Source organism: Yersinia enterocolitica subsp. enterocolitica (assembly GCF_901472495.1).
In the GTDB taxonomy this organism is placed as follows: domain Bacteria; phylum Pseudomonadota; class Gammaproteobacteria; order Enterobacterales; family Enterobacteriaceae; genus Yersinia; species Yersinia enterocolitica.
In genome coordinates this window covers 1,842,074-1,861,548 of the sequence record NZ_LR590469.1, presented here as the reverse complement: position 1 = coordinate 1,861,548, position 19,475 = coordinate 1,842,074, and the positions used below count along the sequence as shown (strand labels likewise).

Below are 19,475 nucleotides of genomic sequence, written 5' to 3'. Positions count from 1 at the left end.
GAAAACCAACATGTCTGACGGCTGGAATATAGCTCTGTTAGGAGCAACGGGCGCAGTAGGTGAAGCTTTGCTGGAGCTGTTAAATGAGCGCCAGTTCCCGGTTGGTGAATTGTATCCTCTGGCCAGCGAGCGCAGTGCTGGTGCGACTGTGCGCTTTAACGGTAAAAGTGTGCTGGTTGAAAATGCCGCAGAATTTGACTGGTCACAGGCGCAACTGGCTTTCTTTGTCGCTGGCCGTGAAGCCTCACAGCAATATGCTGAAGAAGCGGCCAACGCCGGTTGTTTGGTTATCGACAGCAGTGGCTTGTTTGCCATGGAACAAGATGTCCCGCTGGTGGTGCCAAGTGTGAATCCTCAAGTGCTGGCGGAGTACCGCAACCGTAATATTATTGCAGTTGCCGATAGCCTGACCAGCCAGTTATTGACAGCAATTAAGCCGCTGACCGAGCAGGCCGGTTTGTCCCGTTTGCATGTTATCGCGCTGATTTCTGCTTCCGCTCACGGTAAAGTCGCAGTGGATGATCTCGCCGGGCAAAGCGCTAAGCTGTTAAATGGTATTCCTGCGGAGCCAGGTGTTTTCGCTAAGCAATTGGCATTTAACGTTTTACCGCTGCTGGCTGATGAAGAAGGTAGCGTACGTGAAGAACGCCGTTTAGTGGATCAGGTACGTAAAGTCTTACAAGACGAAGGGTTACCTATCTCCGTGAGCTGTATCCAGTCGCCAGTATTCTATGGTCAGGCACAAGTTGTTCATCTGGAAGCGCTACGCCCAATCGCCGCGGAAGAAGCCCGCAGTGAGCTGGAAAGTTGCGACGATATCCAGTTATCGGAAGAAGATGATTACCCAACACAAGTCACTGATGCCTCTGGCAGTGATGTTTTGAGTATTGGTTGTATCCGCAATGACTATGGTATCCCCGAAGTGTTGCAGTTCTGGTCGGTGACTGACAACATTCGTTTCGGCGGTGCGTTGATGGCAATTGAAACGGCGGAGCGCCTGTTGCAGGAGCAACTATACTGATGTCCGAACTTGAGTTGACTCAGCCAGAAAATACCGTGGCTGAGGCTGCGGGGATTAAAATTGCGCTGGGTATTGAATACAACGGCAGCCGTTATTTCGGTTGGCAGCGCCAGCAAGAGGTTGCCAGCGTACAGGCTTGTCTGGAGGCCGCACTGTCAAAAGTTGCCAATGAGCCTATCGGCGTATTATGTGCCGGACGGACAGATGCCGGGGTGCATGCGACGGGGCAGGTAGTCCATTTTATCACCACGGCCGAGCGCAAAGATGCCGCCTGGACGATGGGCGTCAACAGCCATTTACCGCCTGATATTGCGGTTCGTTGGGTCAAAACAGTTGATGATGGTTTTCATGCCCGTTTCAGTGCCACGGCTCGACGCTATCGTTATATTATTTTTAACCATCGCTATCGGCCGGCGGTTTTGGCGCAAGGAGTCACCCATTGTTATATGCCGCTGGATGCCGAAAAAATGGAACAGGCTGCGCAATGTTTGCTCGGTGAGCATGATTTTACTTCGTTTCGTGCGATACAGTGCCAGTCCCGTACTCCCTGGCGAAATGTAAAACATGTCAAAGTTACCCGACATGGCGCGTATATCGTGGTAGATATCAAGGCTAACGCATTTGTTCATCATATGGTGCGCAATATTGTCGGTAGCCTGATCGAAATTGGTTGCGGCAATCAGAGTGTCACCTGGATGGCCGAGTTACTGGCGCTGAAAGATAGAGCACGTGCGGCGGCAACCGCGAAAGCAGAAGGGTTATATTTAGTCTCGGTTGACTATCCTGACCACTTTGCTCTACCCAAAACGCCATTGGGGCCGCTTTTCTTAGCGGACGACTGATTTTATAGCCTTATTTTCATGCAACAACCTGAGTTAGGCGAGTGGATCACTTGGGGTTAAGGATTACCTAAGGAAGTTCAGCTAAGCTCGCTTAATCAAAGATTAAGCTCGTTGACTACTCGAGAGTATTTATGGAATTTATACGTTTCGTTATTGATTTTATTTTGCATATTGATGTGCATTTAGCGGAGTTGGTAGCGCAGTATGGCGTCTGGGTTTATGGCATTTTATTCCTGATTCTATTTTGTGAAACCGGTTTGGTTGTAACGCCATTCTTGCCGGGTGATTCTTTGTTGTTTGTGGCAGGTGCATTAGCCTCATTGCCCTCCAATGACATCAATGTGCACATTATGGTTGCTCTGATGGTCACGGCCGCGATTTTGGGTGATGCGATTAACTACACCATTGGTCGGGTATTCGGTGAAAAGTTATTCAGTAACCCGGATTCCAAAATTTTCCGTCGTAGTTATCTGGATAAAACCCATCAGTTTTACGAAAAACATGGTGGTAAAGCGATTATTTTGGCGCGATTTGTTCCGATTATTCGTACTTTTGCGCCGTTTGTTGCGGGTATGGGCAAAATGTCCTATCGCCATTTTGCCGCTTATAACGTGATTGGGGTGTTAGTATGGGTGCTGTTATTCACTTATGCTGGCTACTGGTTTGGTAATATGCCTTTTGTTCAGGATAATCTGAAATTGCTGATTGTTGCCATTATCGTGGTGTCAATTTTGCCGGGCGTATTCGAGGTTTGGCGGCATCGGCGGGCAGCAGCGCGTCAGAAAAATCAGTAAAAATGTTACCTAAGCCGTGGGTTCGACCAGTTTTTTATCTACACTGTCGAACCAATATGGTTTAATGAGTCACATTTGTGGTCTGTTCCTGCGGACAATCCGAGTTAAGTGCCTTAGTTACGCCGCATTGGCGTATATCTTAGGCATTTTTTATTGGGGGGTTTTCAGGGAGATGGTTAAAGCATGAACAGCGAACTGGCAACAGCCAGGTTCAAACAGAAAGGTCATCGATGAGCTGGATTGAACGAATTCTCAACAAAAGCAATATCACACAAACCCGTAAAGCGAGTATTCCTGAAGGGGTGTGGACGAAGTGCGACAGCTGCGGTCAGGTACTTTATCGTGCCGAGTTAGAGCGCAATCTGGAAGTGTGTCCTAAGTGTGATCACCATATGCGTATGTCAGCCCGCGCGCGGTTACATATGCTGCTGGATGCAGGTAGTGAAGTTGAACTGGGTAGCGAACTGGAGCCAAAGGATATCCTGAAATTTAAGGATTCCAAAAAGTATAAAGACCGCCTTTCAGCTGCACAAAAAGAGACGGGCGAGAAAGATGCTTTGGTTGCCATGAAAGGAACCTTACAAGGTATGCCTATTGTGGCGGCTTCATTTGAATTTGCTTTTATGGGCGGTTCAATGGCGTCAGTGGTCGGTGCTCGCTTTGTTCGCGCGGTAGAACAGGCACTGGAAGACAATTGTCCACTGGTGTGCTTCTCTTCCAGTGGTGGTGCCCGTATGCAGGAAGCATTGATGTCTCTGATGCAGATGGCAAAAACCAGTGCTGCTCTGGCTAAAATGCAAGAGCGTGGTTTGCCGTATATATCAGTGCTGACTGACCCGACTATGGGCGGTGTTTCCGCCAGTCTGGCAATGTTGGGTGATATCAATATCGCGGAACCGAAAGCATTGATTGGTTTTGCTGGCCCTCGGGTTATCGAGCAAACTGTGCGTGAAAAACTGCCGCCGGGCTTCCAGCGCAGCGAATTCTTGATTGAAAAAGGCGCTATCGACATGATAGTTCGCCGTCCGGTTATGCGTCAGACGTTGGCCAGCATTTTGTCGAAACTGACTCATCAACCGCAACCAAGCGTGGATGGGGTTAAGGCTGATGCGGCTGTGGCAGATAATCTGGGTGATGCCTGATTATCTTAACGGGCATCACCCGGATAGGGTGGTGCCCGGTTATCGTGTATTGTCGCAACTTAAGCTTTATAGCTTTAAAAAAGAAAATATTTACCCAAAATAATTCGAGTTGCAGGAAGGCGACAATTGAGTGACAACTTGGTTGTAAACCATGTTGAACATCGCTTGCGCTGGCCCGTAGGGTGAGTCTCATTAGAGGCTCATAATCTCGATGAGTTGACGCTAGTCAATGATTCGGGTGACAAATCGGTCAGGAACCGATTTGAACGCTGCTTGCAGCGGCCTCGCAGAGGCGAGTCCCATGGACGAGCCGAGTAACGAACGTAGCTAACAACCCTGCGGCTTCAAGTACGAAGGATATAAAGGTCAGTGACGGGACTTATGAAAAACCATCAAACTCCCCAAGCCACGTCGCCTTTGGCCGCGTGGCTTTACTATCTTGAGCGCTTGCATTCTCAGCCAATCGAGCTGGGATTGGAACGTGTTAAACAGGTTGCTGAGCGTTTGGATTTGCTTAAGCCTGCTCCTAAAGTTTTTACCGTTGCCGGTACGAATGGCAAGGGCACCACCTGTTGTACCCTGGAATCAATTTTACTGGCGGCGGGTCTACGGGTCGGGGTTTACAGCTCACCTCATCTTTTGCGTTACACCGAGCGCGTTCGTATTCAGGGGCAAGAATTGCCTGAAGCGGAGCACAGCCATTCTTTTGCTAAAATTGAAGCTGGGCGCGAAGATATCTCACTGACTTACTTCGAGTTTGGCACCTTATCTGCCCTGCAACTATTTAAGCAGGCTAAGCTTGATGTGGTGATTCTGGAAGTGGGGTTGGGTGGGCGTTTGGATGCGACCAATATAGTCGATTCTGATGTTGCGGCTATTACCAGTATTGCCATAGACCATACTGACTGGTTGGGCTTCGACAGAGAAAGCATTGGCCGCGAGAAAGCCGGTGTCTTCCGTGCGGGTAAACCGGCAGTCGTTGGGGAACCTGATATGCCGCAGTCGATTACAGATGTTGCGGCAACACTCGGTGCGCACCTGTATCAACGCGATATTGCCTGGCAGTTCAGCCAACATGGCTCCTTTGATCAACCTAAAAACGGCTGGAACTGGCTATGCGGTGATCGCCAACTGAACGATTTGCCATTACCGAATGTGCCACTGGCTAATGCTGCGACGGCTCTGGCAGTATTGCATTATTCTGGATTGTCATTGAGCGAAGACGTGATTCGGCAGGGGCTACAGGCCGCCAGTTTACCGGGGCGTTTTCAGATAATCAGTGAGCAGCCGTTGTTGATTTTGGATGTTGCTCACAATCCGCATGCAGCGCGTTATTTGACTGATAAACTGGCTCAACTGCCAAAACAGGGAAAAGTGCGCGCGGTGGTTGGAATGTTATCGGATAAAGATATTGGTGGTACGCTGGCGTGTTTATCTGAGCAAGTCGATGAATGGTACTGTGCGCCGCTGGAAGGGCCGCGCGGGGCCAGCGCGGAGCAATTAGCCGAGCATTTGGCGCAATCACGTCAGTTTAGTGATGTCGAAACTGCCTGGCGTCAGGCCATGCAGGATGCAGAACCACAGGATGTGGTCATTGTCTGTGGCTCTTTCCATACGGTTGCTCATGTGATGGCAGCAATGGATTTGTAACAGCTTGAGTTTATCAAGACATTGAAATGGGGAGTGCGAGTGGCAAGTAAGTTCCAGAACCGTTTAGTCGGGACCATAATTCTGGTGGCGTTGGGCGTGATTGTACTGCCGGGGCTGCTGGATGGTAAAAAGAAGCATTATGAGGATGAGTTTGCTGCCATCCCATTAGTGCCAAAACCCGGTGATAGTCAGGAGATTGATGCGGTTCCACCGGTCAGCCAGCCCCTGCCTATTGCGCCGCCGGAAGGTGCAGCGCAAGCCGTGGCAGTCCCTAAAGATGATTCCGCCTCTCAGGCCGCTAATGATGCCGGTAACCTGCCGTCTGAACCGACTATCGTGGCACCGCCACCGGTACAAAGTAAGCCGGTTGAAGTGAAACCTGTCGAGAAAAAGCCAGCCGAGGTTAAGCCAGTACCAGTCGAGAAAAAGCCGCAGGAAGTTAAGCCAAAACCTGAGGTTAAACCGCAAGTACAACCAGAAAGTAAACCGGTCGCTGAAGAAAAAGCGCCAGTGGGGCAGGCCTATGTCGTCCAACTGGGGGCGCTGAAAAATGCGGCCAAAGTGAATGAAATTGTTGCGACGCTGCGTTTATCAGGTCATCGCGCATTTACCGTGCCTGCGACGCCGGTTCAGGGGCAGATTACCCGTGTGTATGTCGGGCCTGATGCGTCAAAACAGAAACTGCAATCGGCCTTGCAGGAGCTTAACTCATTAAGTGGTCTGAATGGGCAGGTTAAGCCCTATGGCACGGGGCGTTAATGTTTGAATAAGGGTTAAGACATCAGAGTTTATAGGGGTTTTAACACTAAGTTTGTGCGGCGATTGTTATTTTTAAAATCGCCGCACTTTAATTTGTCGCCGGTAATAATTCCTCTACGCAAACGTTTTCTTTTTCTGTTAGAATTCGCCGCGAACAGGATGCAGCGGCGATTTCGTCATTGGAATAGCTATGGTCTGGATTGATTACGTCATTATAGGGATTATCGGATTTTCTGCTTTAGTCAGCTTAATCCGGGGTTTTGTCCGTGAAGCATTGTCACTTGTAACATGGGGATGTGCGTTTTTTGTTGCCAGCCATTTTTACAGTTACCTTGCTATCTACTTCACCCGTTTTGAGGATGAAGTGGTTCGTAACGGAATTGCCATCGGCATTTTGTTCATCGCGACATTGATCGTCGGGGCTATTGTTAACTATGTGATAGGTTCGCTGGTTGAACGTACGGGGCTATCAGGAACTGACAGGGTGCTGGGCATCTGTTTTGGTGCGCTGCGAGGCGTTCTGATTGTCTCGGCCATGTTGTTCTTTCTGGATACGTTTACCGGCTTCTCGCAAAGTGTTGACTGGAAGCAGTCACAATTAATCCCGCAGTTCAGTTATATCATCAGGTGGTTCTTTGACTACCTACAGAGCACGTCGAGTTTCTTACCGAATCAATTACCGATTCGGAGCGGCTTATGAGGAAAAGACAACATGTGCGGTATTGTCGGTATCGCCGGTTTTGCACCGGTAAACCAGTCGATTTATGATGCGTTGACGGTGCTTCAGCACCGAGGCCAAGATGCTGCGGGCATCGTTACCATTGATGCCCATAATGGGTTCCGGCTGCGTAAAGCAAACGGCTTGGTGAAGGATGTATTTGAAACCCGGCATATGCTGCGCTTACAGGGGAATATGGGTATTGGCCATGTTCGTTACCCAACAGCAGGCAGCTCCAGTGCTTCCGAGGCTCAACCTTTCTACGTTAACTCACCGTTTGGCATCACTTTGGCCCATAACGGTAATCTGACTAACGCTCACCAGCTGAGAAAGGAATTATTCGAAGTTTCTCGCCGTCATGTGAACACCACTTCTGACTCAGAAATTCTGCTGAATATTTTTGCCAGCGAATTGGACCGTTTCCAGCATTATCCGTTGGAATCTGACAACATTTTTGCCGCTGTTGCCGCCACACATCAATTGATTCGTGGTGCCTATGCTTGCGTCGCGATGATCATAGGTCATGGTATGGTTGCTTTCCGTGACCCTAACGGTATTCGTCCGCTGGTTATGGGGAAACGCACCCTCGCTGATGGTCGTAATGAATACATGGTCGCTTCTGAAAGTGTGGCGTTAGATACCCTTGGTTTCGAATTCCTGCGTGATGTTGCACCGGGTGAAGCGGTGTATATCACCGAGAAAGGCCAATTATTCACTCGCCAATGTGCTGAAAATCCGAAATACAATCCATGCTTGTTTGAGTATGTTTATTTTGCTCGCCCCGACTCCTTTATGGATAAAATTTCTGTTTACAGTGCGCGTGTGCGTATGGGCCAGAAGTTAGGCGCAAAAATTGCCAAACAGTGGGAAGACCTGGATATCGATGTTGTTATTCCTATCCCGGAAACTTCCTGTGATATCGCGCTGGAGATCGCTCGTATTCTGGATAAGCCCTACCGCCAGGGGTTTGTGAAAAACCGCTATGTTGGCCGTACCTTTATCATGCCGGGCCAGCAGGAACGCCGTAAATCTGTGCGCCGTAAGCTAAATGCCAACCGTGCAGAATTCCGCGATAAGAACGTGTTATTGGTGGATGACTCTATTGTGCGCGGTACCACGTCAGAACAGATCGTTGAAATGGCACGTGAAGCTGGAGCGAAGAAAGTATATTTCGCCTCTGCCGCTCCTGAAATTCGTTTCCCGAATGTGTATGGCATCGATATGCCAAGTGCTAATGAATTAATTGCACATGGGCGTGAAGTGGATGAGATTCGTCAGTTGATTGGTGCGGATGCACTGATTTTCCAGGATCTTAGTGACCTTATCGAGGCGGTACGCGAAGATAACCCAGATATTACTCAGTTCGAGTGCTCAGTCTTTAACGGCGTTTACGTGACTAAAGATGTGGATCAAAGCTATCTGGAGTATCTGGAATCGTTACGTAACGACGATGCGCAAGCATTACGTAGTCATAACGAAGCGGAAAACCTGGAGATGCATAACGAAGGGTAATCCCCATCATCTTTCAAGTCGCAGGTGTGTTGGCTACATTCGTTACTCGGCCCGTCCATGGGCCTCACCTCTGCGAGGCCGCTGCAAGCAGCGTTCAAATCGGTTCCTGACCGATTTGTCATCCGAATCACTTACTTATGTAAGCTTATCGGGATTTTTTCGCTTGCCGCCTTCCTGTGTCTTGAAATCTATTGGGGATACTTAGTGAAAAGGCGAGTGTGAATCAAAAAGGTGCAACCAGCGTGCAGGCGCGGTGCACCTTTTTTGTTGCCAACAGAACTCAGGATGTTAGGGCTAAATTGGCGGGCGATATTTGCTAATTGATCTCGGATACGGCAAAGTCTCGCCATATTTCTTTATGTTATGCTTAATTTATAAGGCATAAAGCTAGCTTGAGGGACTTTCCCATGAAACGACTTATTATTGGCATTAGCGGTGCCAGCGGTGCCATTTATGGTGTTCGCTTGTTACAGGTGCTAAAGCAGGTCGAGGGCATAGAAACCCATTTGATTCTCAGTAATGCGGCACGCCAGACGTTAGCACTTGAAACAGATTTCAGCGTCAAGGATGTGCAGGCGCTAGCGGATGTGGTGCACGATTCGCGCGATATTGCAGCTTGTGTTTCCTCGGGGTCATTCAAAACCTGTGGGATGGTCATTTTACCTTGTTCAATCAAAACACTATCTGGCATTGTCCATAGCTATACCGATGGTTTATTGACTCGCGCCGCTGATGTGATATTGAAAGAGCGTCGCCCACTGGTGCTGTGCGTGCGTGAAACGCCGCTGCATTTAGGCCATTTACGGCTAATGGTACAAGCTGCTGAGTTGGGCGCGGTCATTATGCCGCCGATGCCAGCGTTTTATCACCGCCCACAGACTATCCAAGACCTGGTCGATCAAACGGTTAATCGGGTTATCGATCAATTCGATATTGAGTTGCCCGAAGATCTATTTATTCGTTGGCAAGGCACTAGTTAACATTTCTCCCTCAATTGATACATTTGTGCAACATCGCACTGAAATGGGGCGTATTATGCACCACAATGATGCTGTTTCAGACTGCGTACTGTTGCATAGATTTCGTATTCAGCTTCTCCCTACGACCCTATGCCCACTTTTAGTGGTTGTGGTGCCAGGTAAGCGGTAATGGAATTTGCTTTTTCCGCCAATGATTACTGGCACGATTACTGCACATCGATTTATGGAAACGTAGATTTATGGACGCTAAGGGTTGTACAGAAAACTAACGCGCTTTGTGGCATCGAAAATCAATTTGAGGGTTATGTATGAATAAGAAAATTTTGGTTCTGCCTCTCGTATTAGCATTGGCTGCTGCCAGCACTGCTTTTGCTGCTATTCCTAAAGATATCAAAATTGGTACAGATCCAACTTATGCTCCTTTCGAATCAAAAAATGCCAGTGGTGAGTTGGTAGGTTTTGATATCGATATCGCCAAAGAGTTATGTAATCGTATTGATACTAAATGTACTTTTGTTGAAAGTGATTTCGATGCACTTATTCCATCGCTGAAAGCTAAAAAGATCGATGCCATTATCTCTTCACTTTCAATTACTGAAAAACGCCAAAAAGAAATCGCCTTCACCGACAAACTTTATGCAGCTAATGCTCGTTTGATCGCGCCAAAAGACAGCAAAATTGAGCCAACATTGGTGGCATTGAAAGGCAAACGTGTTGGTGTATTACAAGGCTCGACTCAGGAAGCATTTGCTAATGCTGAGTGGCAGCCAAAAGGCATTGATGTTGTCGCCTATCAGAATCAGGATTTGATTTATTCCGACTTAAGCTCTGGCCGCATTGATGCTGCTTTCCAGGATGAAGTCGCTGGCAGTGAGGGTTTCCTGAAACAAGAAGCAGGGAAGGGTTATGCCTTCGCTGGCCCATCAGTTAAAAATGATGAATTCTTTGGTGTAGGTACGGGTATGGGCCTGCGTAAAGATGACGCAGAACTGAAAGCGGCGCTGGATAAAGCCTTTGCAGAAATGCGCCAAGATGGTACCTACGACAAGCTCGCGAAAAAATATTTCGACTTTGATGTTTACGGCGGTTAATCCCGCTTGTTGTAACAGCCTCTGCCTAAATAGGCAGGGGCCGTTATAGCGACTAGCCAAAGTAATTAACCAGACTCCTTACTCAGTAGAATAGGATAACCCAGATGCTGGATGGATATTCCAAACTGATATTTGAAGGTGCGCTGGTGACACTGGAGCTAGCACTGTGCTCAGTGCTGCTATCAGTGATTATCGGCTTAATAGGTGCCGGTGGGAAATTATCGTCAAATCGGCTGTTATCTGGCTTATTTGAGTGCTACACCACGTTGATACGTGGTGTCCCTGATTTAGTTTTGATGTTGCTTATCTTTTATGGTTTGCAGATAGCCCTAAATAGCATTACTGAATCCCTTGGTTTTGAACAAATCAATATTGATCCCCTTTCAGCTGGGATTATCACCCTCGGTTTTATCTATGGTGCTTATTTCACTGAAACATTCCGTGGCGCTTATATGGCGGTTCCAACCGGCCAGATTGAAGCCGCCAGAGCATTTGGTTTCTCTTCCAGCCAGATTTTCCGCAGAATTATGTTTCCTGCCATGATGCGTTATGCGTTGCCAGGCATTGGTAATAATTGGCAAGTTATTCTCAAGGCGACAGCTTTAGTCTCTATTTTGGGATTGAATGATGTCGTTAAAGCAACTCAGTTGGCTGGAAAGGGGACTTATCAACCATTTTTCTTCGCATTGGTGGCTGGCGTGGTTTATCTCATTTTTACCACCTTATCCAATGGTATTTTACTGTGGCTGGAACGGCGCTATTCCCACGGAGTGAAGAGGGCCGAACTATGATTGAAATCCTACATCAATATTGGCAAGCCCTGCTTTGGAGTGACGGTTATCGATTTACCGGCATGGCCGTAACACTATGGCTATTAATCTCCTCAGTTGTGATGGGCGGGTTGCTTGCTATTCCGTTGGCGGTAGCGCGTGTCGCCGAGCGGCGCTGGATTCGCTTACCAGTGTGGATATTTACTTATATCTTTCGCGGTACGCCGTTATACGTGCAATTGTTGGTATTCTATTCCGGTATGTACAGCCTGGAGATAGTCCGAGGCAACGATCTACTTAATGCTTTCTTCCGCAGTGGATTGAATTGTACTATTTTGGCATTGACGCTAAATACCTGTGCTTACACCACCGAGATATTCGCCGGTGCTATTCGATCAGTACCACACGGTGAAATTGAAGCAGCAAGAGCCTATGGTTTCTCGCGCTTTAAAATGTATCGCTGCATTATTTTACCTTCCGCATTGCGTATTGCTTTACCCGCCTATAGTAATGAAGTTATTTTAATGCTGCATTCTACCGCGTTGGCTTTTACCGCCACTGTGCCAGATATACTGAAAATAGCGCGTGATATTAACGCTGCGACATATCAGCCGTTTTATGCTTTTGGTATTGCTGCCGTACTTTATCTGATTATCTCCTTTACACTAATTAGCCTATTCCGCCAGGCAGAGAAACGTTGGCTGGCACATATAAAACCTCAGGCATCGCATTAAGTACGGAGAACCTTATGACTGACACATTAAAAACTATGACTGACACACTAAAACCTAAAATAGCTGAAACCAAACTGTCGGTGACCGAATTGCATAAGCATTATGGGGAACATGAGGTGTTAAAAGGCGTTTCACTCTCAGCCAAAGCGGGGGACGTTATTTCTATTATTGGTTCGTCTGGATCGGGGAAAAGTACCTTTTTACGTTGTATCAACTTCCTGGAAAAACCCAGCGAAGGGTCGATCAGTGTCAATAATCAAGATATTCGACTGGTGCGCGATAAAGACGGACAATTAAAGGTTTTTGATAAAAAAGAGCTGCAATTACTACGCACTCGGCTGACGATGGTATTCCAGCATTTTAATTTATGGAGCCATATGACAGTATTAGAAAATGTGATGGAAGCGCCGGTGCAGGTATTAGGGCTGAGTAAATCAGTAGCCAAAGAGCGTGCTATCCGTTATCTGGATAAAGTCGGTATTGATGAGCGTGCGCGAGCCAAATATCCAGTACATCTTTCCGGTGGTCAACAGCAACGTGTCTCTATTGCGCGAGCATTGGCGATGGAGCCGGATGTATTACTATTTGATGAGCCGACTTCTGCGCTGGATCCAGAATTGGTCGGGGAAGTTCTACGAATTATGCAGAAACTGGCAGAAGAGGGGAAAACCATGGTAGTGGTGACCCACGAAATGGAGTTCGCCCGCCATGTTTCCAGTCATGTTATTTTCTTGCACAAAGGATTAATCGAAGAAGAAGGCCCGCCCGCCGAGCTATTTGGTAATCCTAAAAGCCCTCGCTTGCAGCAGTTCCTTTCCGGTGCATTGAAGTAATATCGTCGATAACCACTTATTGGATAATTTGTTGTTTCTCCAATAGTGGTTATAAGCCACGTTAAAGATAACATAAAATTATATCTAAATTGATAATATGTTGCTTTTTAAAATAATTATTAATTATTATTTTAAGTAATATATCACGCCTGCGTTATGATTTAAGTTAAATAGATTCTATAATAAAATTATTTTTATTTTAGAATCTGCGCTAATGTATGCTTAATATAAGGTAATTTATTAATTTGAGGTGGATGTGGGATATATAAAAGAGGAGTCATTCTATTTTAATCAGGCTAATGATTTACTTGTGAAATTAAAAAAGTCAATTTTCGAAATAGGATATTACACAATTAGTCAGGGTGACGAAAAAGCGGCTAAACAGTTTCACAATGGAATATGCTATGCTTTATCAGCAAAATTTCTTATGGAGGAAAGAAATTATGGTGTAGGCGGTGGAAAGAGATATTTCAACTGGCTGCAACAGGCAATAGATAGTTATAAAAAAAATGCGGCAATATCGAATAGAGATCCAACTGATATTAAGCGTAAGTTATTAATGCAATATCATCGGCAATTTCTTTACACCGAGCTGGAATTGTTGCAGAAAATGCAATATAGCCAAAATATACTTGGTAATCATGTCAAGCTCAGAGTTGATTTTAAAAATATAATTAATTTTCTTCATTCAGAAAAATCAATGGTAACAAATGTTGATGTATTGAAATTTTATTCTGAGATAAAAGAAGGTGCGGTATATGGGAAAGTAAAATGTAAAAAATTAGTTGGCATTATAAATAAATATGTTGCTGACAATAGTGAGGAGTTTGAAAAAATAATAAACTCCACTAAAATAAATGGAAAAGGAAATAGTTATAAAATAGATTCATTAGCAGATAATATTTTGATGGGGTTTTATAAAAAATTGGATGGGAGAGATGAGGGGGAAAATGAAAACTTCATGATAACATCAAAAGATTTTGCATTATTATTAGGAGAGGCTATTCTGGCTGAAAAGAAAAGATATCATGATAATTATGGTGCTTTTTTATTAAAAAGAGGCTTATATCCATTTGGTATTGGAAATGAGGATTATAAACAGCAAGTAATGACTAATTCTTTAACAGAGAGAGAGGCTGAATATAACGTACTGATGTCAAATTTAGCTAATATAGATAAAAGTGTTTATGTGTCACTTTTATCACCTACACATGCTATGGCAATTTCTGTTATTAAAGATAGAACTTCTACTTATTGGACTTTTTTTGATCCTAATAATGGTGCTAAAGTTTATGATAATTACGCTGAATTTAAGCGCCATGTAGACAAATTATTAACTAAGGAAGGCTACTTTAATCAATCAGTTAAAGACACCCTCGTGGCAAATTTTGACTTTTCGGTCGATCATATCAAATTCGAAGAGAATCCAAATCATAAAAATGATGATAGCGTCTGGAAAGTTGCGCGTGATGGTGAAGAGGCCTATGTCTTAAAATCTATGAAGGAAAATCAAATAATATTTGATATAGATAATTCAAAAAATACGGCTAGAATTATTGATTTTGCTTTAGATGATAACTCAAATAAGGTGAAAAACATAGTTGTGGAAATAAATTCCGATACTATAGTTTTCAATGTTCACATTGAAAACTATAGTATCGATAGTGTATTTAGAGAGTTAAAAAAGGATATTAATAGAATATTAAAATATCAAGTTGAACATGGGGTAATTAAAGATCTAAGTTATAGGGGTTATATTAGTCCATTTAAGGGGGCACCACTTTCTCTATTGAAAGGTACACCACCGGAAAAATATAAAGATATACCATGCTACAATCCTGAATTAGAATCATTAAACGCACGAGCTAAAAATGCAATCCAAACATTGGATTTATTATCACAAGGTCGGGTTTCACCTGTAGAAATTAGCTCAGATCCTAAGGCCTCATTAACAACGTTCTTTGACTCTGGCAGTGATGAACTCACCAATAGGGAAATATTAAAAAACATTGCAGATAGTAAATATTATCTTAAAAGTAGGCAGGAATTATTAACTCTACAATATGTGAGCGCTAATAATCCTGAATTTACAACAATTAAACCCCACCAAGCATTGGAATTTAGTAAGAAATGGTATGTAAATAAGGTAGAAAATAAATTATGGTTAATGAATAATTCAATTAAATATAATATTGATAATGCCTCTCATAGTAGTCAGAATTTAACGCTAGCATTGGATTTAAATTTATCTATAAAAAGACAAATTAATTTAGGTGTGCTGTATCTTTATTATGCAAATAAAGGGAAAAAAAATAAATTTAAAGACAAGATCAATAAGTATAACGAATTGAACTATGTTAGCGCTTCAGGCTTTGCCAGTAAAGATGAATTAGAACAATTAGATAAGTTCAGACAGAACTTTTACGCTTTAGATGAAATAAAATACATTGATATTCATAAGAAAGTATTAACTGAAAAAATAGAGAACGGTATAAAAATTGACGATTCCGGTGGGTATCAATTAATGGTCAATAAAAAGGTGTTTAATTTATTTTGTCACAAAAGTAGGGGTGGGTATATTTACTCTGTTTATAATACCGAAGGATGGGAATATTCTTTTAGCGCTAATAATCAAGAGAACGCCAATAAAAAACTTTCCTTAATATTGAATAATTATCTCTCTGATTTGAATGATGGTCGCGAATTACTCCAAATTGAATATCACTTATATCACTTAGAATTTCCCGTTTCCTCGGATTTTTACGCACAGGTTCCCCTGGGGAATTTATATCAACAAAACATAGTCAGTGAGAGAGATAAATTAGTCAAGTTGGGCATAACATACCTTAATGGCGACACCATTTCTTACAGTACATTATATGATATGGGAATGGCAATTGATGGCAAAATTATTACTACTGCTGCTATTTCAGCTAACGCTAATTGGCGCAATCATTTGCATTTCGATCCTTCAAAATTAAATGATTTTTATACTGCTACTGACCCGACTAATCCTGAGCTCCAGCTCTCTTTGAAAGTTGTGAGAAAATTATTTATTAATGATGATAGTGCCAGTAGCCTATTACTACCGCATCATGACCCGGTAGTCGTCAACGAAGCACAAAAGCGACTTGATACCATAAAGCATTTCGTCAATACCGACGGAAAAATTAGTCCTTATTTATGGCGGGGGTTCGCTACAGTTACTGCGACATCCAGTCGCTTACAATCTATTGGTGCTTACACAGGAAAGGCAACTCAGTTGTTCAGTATTGCCAGATTGTCTGTTTCTAGTGTCAGTATGTCTAAAAGGTTACAAGACCCTAATATCAGCGATGAAGAACGTCAGGAAATAATTAAACAGTTGGCTCTGGGCTGGAGTTCTACTGTAGTTGATTTCGGCACTGATGTTATGCAGCCGACATTTAATAAATTACATTACTATTTTAACAAAAAATTATCATCAGGTTCTCGATATGGTGCTGCTCGTCTTGGCTATCAGGCGGGTGCTAAATCAGCTAAATATGCAGGTTCATCATTAAATATGGCTTCTGCTGCTTTTGATATTTATGATGCTATTGATAATTTGTCTAAAGCAATTAAAGAAACCAACCCTGAATTACGAAATGATTATTTTATTAATAGCAGCTTTTCAACCATTGGTGCAGCAGTCAGTATAGCAACTGCGGTAGCATTAGCTATTGGGATAAGTACGGCCGGCCCTATTGGGATATTAACTGGGGCCGCTATAATGTTGGGGGGGATGACATACAATGCGATACGTCAGGTTGAGTATATTAAGCGTGAAATAGATCTCAGTGGGTGGGAAATCTTCAAAACAGGCATTCGTTTGGCTTTTGGTGCAGAACCAGAAAAATATATTGTGCAAAGATTAAAAGATAAAGATAAGGAAAAATTAGAAAAACATATTAAAGATCTTCTTGAAAATGCTTTTGAGCAACGAATAAAACCCATGGGATATAATAACTACCTATATGTAAATGAGGGAATAGATTTATCGCCAGTGAAAAAATATGTGTTTGTCTACAAAATTGATCATGCCGAAAATTATTCTGAATATGATATAAACAACATAATTAGAGAGAAAAATCTAACAGGATATATGCATGATGATAATTATGAGTTTTCAGATGTTTTTTCAGGAAAACGTAATTATAAAGTTCCACATGTGTACCGATATGCCTTAATGCGTGATGCAAGATCACCACTCTCTGAAAACGAACTGAACCATTGGGAAAAAACAGTTAATGTAGATGATTTTCACATTATAGAAAAAGATGTTATAGATTTGCACAATAGAAATGCACAGAATAATGCAATTATTAAAAATATGGATATGTTTAACATACATCCTGCACTTAATAGCATGCGATCTTATTGGCATGATCGTAATAAGGATACTGAAACCTCCGTTCTTTCTATTAAGGGTGATAATGTTGAAGACTTTAGTACGCATTTTAATCTGGGCTGGGGAGATGACCTTGCTATTGGTTATAAAGATTACAAAAACAGTTTTGATGTCGGACAGGGGACGAAAATTTTTATTGGTGGAGATAAAGAAGATGTTTTCTATTTAATGGATAATGTCGAAGCCTCTATTAATTCCCCCGCCAGTGTTTTGGACGGTCAGGATGGAAGTGATACCTTAATCGTAATGGGATTAAGGTTTGGCAATGAAGGGTATGAGCTAAATTTAGCTCGTGGCTACGTAAAATATATAAATAATGAACTTAGACTCGCAACACTTTTGAGTATCGAGAATGCCTATGGTCAAAAGAACAAGAAGGATCTATTAATTGGAGATGATAATGTAAATGTTTTAAATGGTGGTGGAGGTTATACAGAAGATCGGTTGGAGGGCGGTGGTGGGAATGATATTCTAACATTGTTAAGAGGAACAGCTGTTGGTGGGGAGGGAATTGATACTTATATTATATCTTCAGCACCATATTCAGCTGCTCATGTTGTTATTTATGAAGATGATCTAGATGAAGTCAGCACTATTCAATTACAAGCAAAATCTGACAAAATAGAATCAATCGAATTGAAAAATAATGATGTGATTATAAAATTCATTGACGATTATAATTATAATAGCACGGTTGTGCTTGAGGGCGCTTTTAAATTAAATAGTTATGGTGATAAAAAAGAGTTAACCCACAGCTATATTTTAAATACATCAGACAATATGATTTTAGTTCCAAATTGGCCTGCGGTGCTCGATAAAGACATCATTAATTTAGACTCTTCTCTTGAAATGCTTGCATTTTATAATCCATTGATTGAGCAAAATTTAAATGAAGATGTTCAATCAGTAGAGAGAACTAGAGTCACTATAACAAAATACTTATATAAAGGTGATTTAATTAAAATAAATGATGAGGAAATAAATTTTCCACCATTTATAAAAGCTTCTCTTAATGGACATAAGGCGACAATTGACACAATTTTCGGCAATGGATTGGGGAGTACCTTTGAAAATTTAGGTGGCGGAGATTTTATTACAGCTAATGGGGGTGATAATATATACCATATACCAAATTTGTTACTTACTGTTGGTAATGAAAATAATACATTGCGTTTGGATTGCAGGGTTTTAGCTGGCGGGCCTCACAGCAATAACACGATGCACTTGGTTTTAGATGATGTGTCTGGTTATGATCTTAATGTTGATAAAAATCTCTTGGGTGATATTGTTATTAAACATAAAGATAATCCAGATGCTTTTGTATCCATTGAAATTAGCAATTCTCATAAACTCACTTTAGTTGATGGTAAACAGTTAATTACATTAATTGATAAAAATGAAAAATTATTTTATATTGATTCCTCGGCTGAAATTTTTGAACTTTTAGAAATGCAACCAACTCTTTATGCTACCACGGAGGACAACGATCACATTGTTATCCCCGACAGTTATAGGCTGGCGGATAATCGACTTTATGCAAAGCATGGAGACGATGTTATTTCAGACTTAAGTGGCCGTGGACATAAAATTTACGGTGATGTTGGGAATGATATTATTTATGCTAAAGGTGGTGATAATATGCTTTCAGGTGGTGATGGTCATGATGAGCTTTTCGGTGGTAATGGCAATGATTTATTATATGGTGGTCAGGGCGACGATATTCTAAATAGTGGGGATGGGATTAATGTTTTTGCTGGCGGCGAGGGCGATGATAGTTACGTTTTCGAGCCGGGGCATGGCGATAACATTATTTTTGATAATAAAGGTAGGAACAGCATTATCTTTAAAGGCATTGACTACCGTGTATTACAGTTTAAAAAACAAGATAGTAATTTAACTATTAATATTAATAATTCAAATAAAACTGTGACAATAGAAAATTATTTTGTTGTTGGGTCTGAGCAAAGAGGACGTTTATTTACCTTTAAAACAGATGAGTACCAACTTGCGGGCGATAATCTCAGTTTGCTGATAGACTCTATGTCTTCAACGTCCGATTTACGATGGGAACCTGTACAACCTCTGTTGAATTCTTCAAATAATTGGTATGCAGATCCTATGCGGTCATCCATTGTGAAATTAGAGTCAACCGTGGGCTAGTTTAGACCCTTTATAAAGAATGAATGATCCGCTTAGTAAC

General features: G+C 42.8%; 14 protein-coding genes. All 14 read left to right on the top strand.

The features are described 5' to 3' along the window. Window positions 1–10 precede the first annotated feature (10 nt). The gene (locus FGL26_RS08750; protein WP_011815923.1) at window positions 11–1,021 is read left to right on the top strand and encodes an aspartate-semialdehyde dehydrogenase; all 1,011 of its coding nucleotides are present in this window, start codon (window positions 11–13) and stop codon (window positions 1,019–1,021) included. Next, window positions 1,021–1,863 (top strand): tRNA pseudouridine(38-40) synthase TruA, encoded by an 843-nt coding sequence (gene truA, locus FGL26_RS08745; protein ID WP_005171833.1) that lies wholly within the window; start codon window positions 1,021–1,023, stop codon window positions 1,861–1,863. Before FGL26_RS08750 ends, truA begins: the two co-directional genes overlap by 1 nt. A gap of 131 nt (window positions 1,864–1,994) precedes the next feature. Continuing rightward, window positions 1,995–2,657 carry a DedA family protein gene (locus tag FGL26_RS08740; RefSeq protein ID WP_138060230.1) on the top strand — a complete coding sequence of 221 codons (663 nt, stop codon included), beginning with the start codon at window positions 1,995–1,997 and terminating at the stop codon, window positions 2,655–2,657. Between the two features lie 230 nt (window positions 2,658–2,887). Then, on the top strand, window positions 2,888–3,799 hold the full coding sequence (gene accD, locus FGL26_RS08735; protein ID WP_005171827.1) for an acetyl-CoA carboxylase, carboxyltransferase subunit beta: 912 nt from the start codon (window positions 2,888–2,890) through the stop codon (window positions 3,797–3,799). 381 nt (window positions 3,800–4,180) lie between these two features. After that, window positions 4,181–5,449: a bifunctional tetrahydrofolate synthase/dihydrofolate synthase gene (gene folC, locus FGL26_RS08730; protein WP_032912776.1), complete on the top strand. Its 1,269-nt coding sequence runs from the start codon at window positions 4,181–4,183 to the stop codon at window positions 5,447–5,449. A gap of 39 nt (window positions 5,450–5,488) precedes the next feature. Then, window positions 5,489–6,208 (top strand): cell division protein DedD, encoded by a 720-nt coding sequence (gene dedD, locus FGL26_RS08725; protein ID WP_005171804.1) that lies wholly within the window; start codon window positions 5,489–5,491, stop codon window positions 6,206–6,208. A 190-nt stretch (window positions 6,209–6,398) separates the two neighbouring features. Next, window positions 6,399–6,908, top strand: a complete 510-nt coding sequence (cvpA, locus tag FGL26_RS08720; protein ID WP_005158480.1) for a colicin V production protein — start codon at window positions 6,399–6,401, stop codon at window positions 6,906–6,908. 12 nt (window positions 6,909–6,920) lie between these two features. After that, window positions 6,921–8,438 (top strand): amidophosphoribosyltransferase, encoded by a 1,518-nt coding sequence (gene purF, locus FGL26_RS08715; protein ID WP_005158469.1) that lies wholly within the window; start codon window positions 6,921–6,923, stop codon window positions 8,436–8,438. Window positions 8,439–8,845: 407 nt separating this feature from the next. Next, window positions 8,846–9,418, top strand: coding sequence for a UbiX family flavin prenyltransferase (locus FGL26_RS08710; RefSeq protein WP_005171802.1), 573 nt, complete (start codon window positions 8,846–8,848; stop codon window positions 9,416–9,418). Between the two features lie 308 nt (window positions 9,419–9,726). Next, the gene (gene hisJ / locus FGL26_RS08700; RefSeq protein ID WP_005171799.1) at window positions 9,727–10,509 is read left to right on the top strand and encodes a histidine ABC transporter substrate-binding protein HisJ; all 783 of its coding nucleotides are present in this window, start codon (window positions 9,727–9,729) and stop codon (window positions 10,507–10,509) included. Window positions 10,510–10,613: 104 nt separating this feature from the next. After that, complete coding sequence (locus tag FGL26_RS08695; RefSeq protein ID WP_005171796.1) at window positions 10,614–11,300, top strand: histidine ABC transporter permease HisQ; 687 nt, start codon at window positions 10,614–10,616, stop codon at window positions 11,298–11,300. After that, the gene (locus FGL26_RS08690) at window positions 11,297–12,013 is read left to right on the top strand and encodes an ABC transporter permease (protein WP_005171793.1); all 717 of its coding nucleotides are present in this window, start codon (window positions 11,297–11,299) and stop codon (window positions 12,011–12,013) included. The genes FGL26_RS08695 and FGL26_RS08690 overlap by 4 nt, the downstream gene beginning before the upstream one ends. Window positions 12,014–12,048: 35 nt before the next feature. Continuing rightward, a complete protein-coding gene (gene hisP / locus FGL26_RS08685; RefSeq protein WP_005171791.1) occupies window positions 12,049–12,846 on the top strand; it encodes a histidine ABC transporter ATP-binding protein HisP in 798 nt (265 codons plus the stop codon). A 256-nt stretch (window positions 12,847–13,102) separates the two neighbouring features. Then, window positions 13,103–19,435, top strand: a complete 6,333-nt coding sequence (locus FGL26_RS08680; protein ID WP_005171785.1) for a hypothetical protein — start codon at window positions 13,103–13,105, stop codon at window positions 19,433–19,435. The last annotated feature ends 40 nt before the right edge of the window (window positions 19,436–19,475 follow it).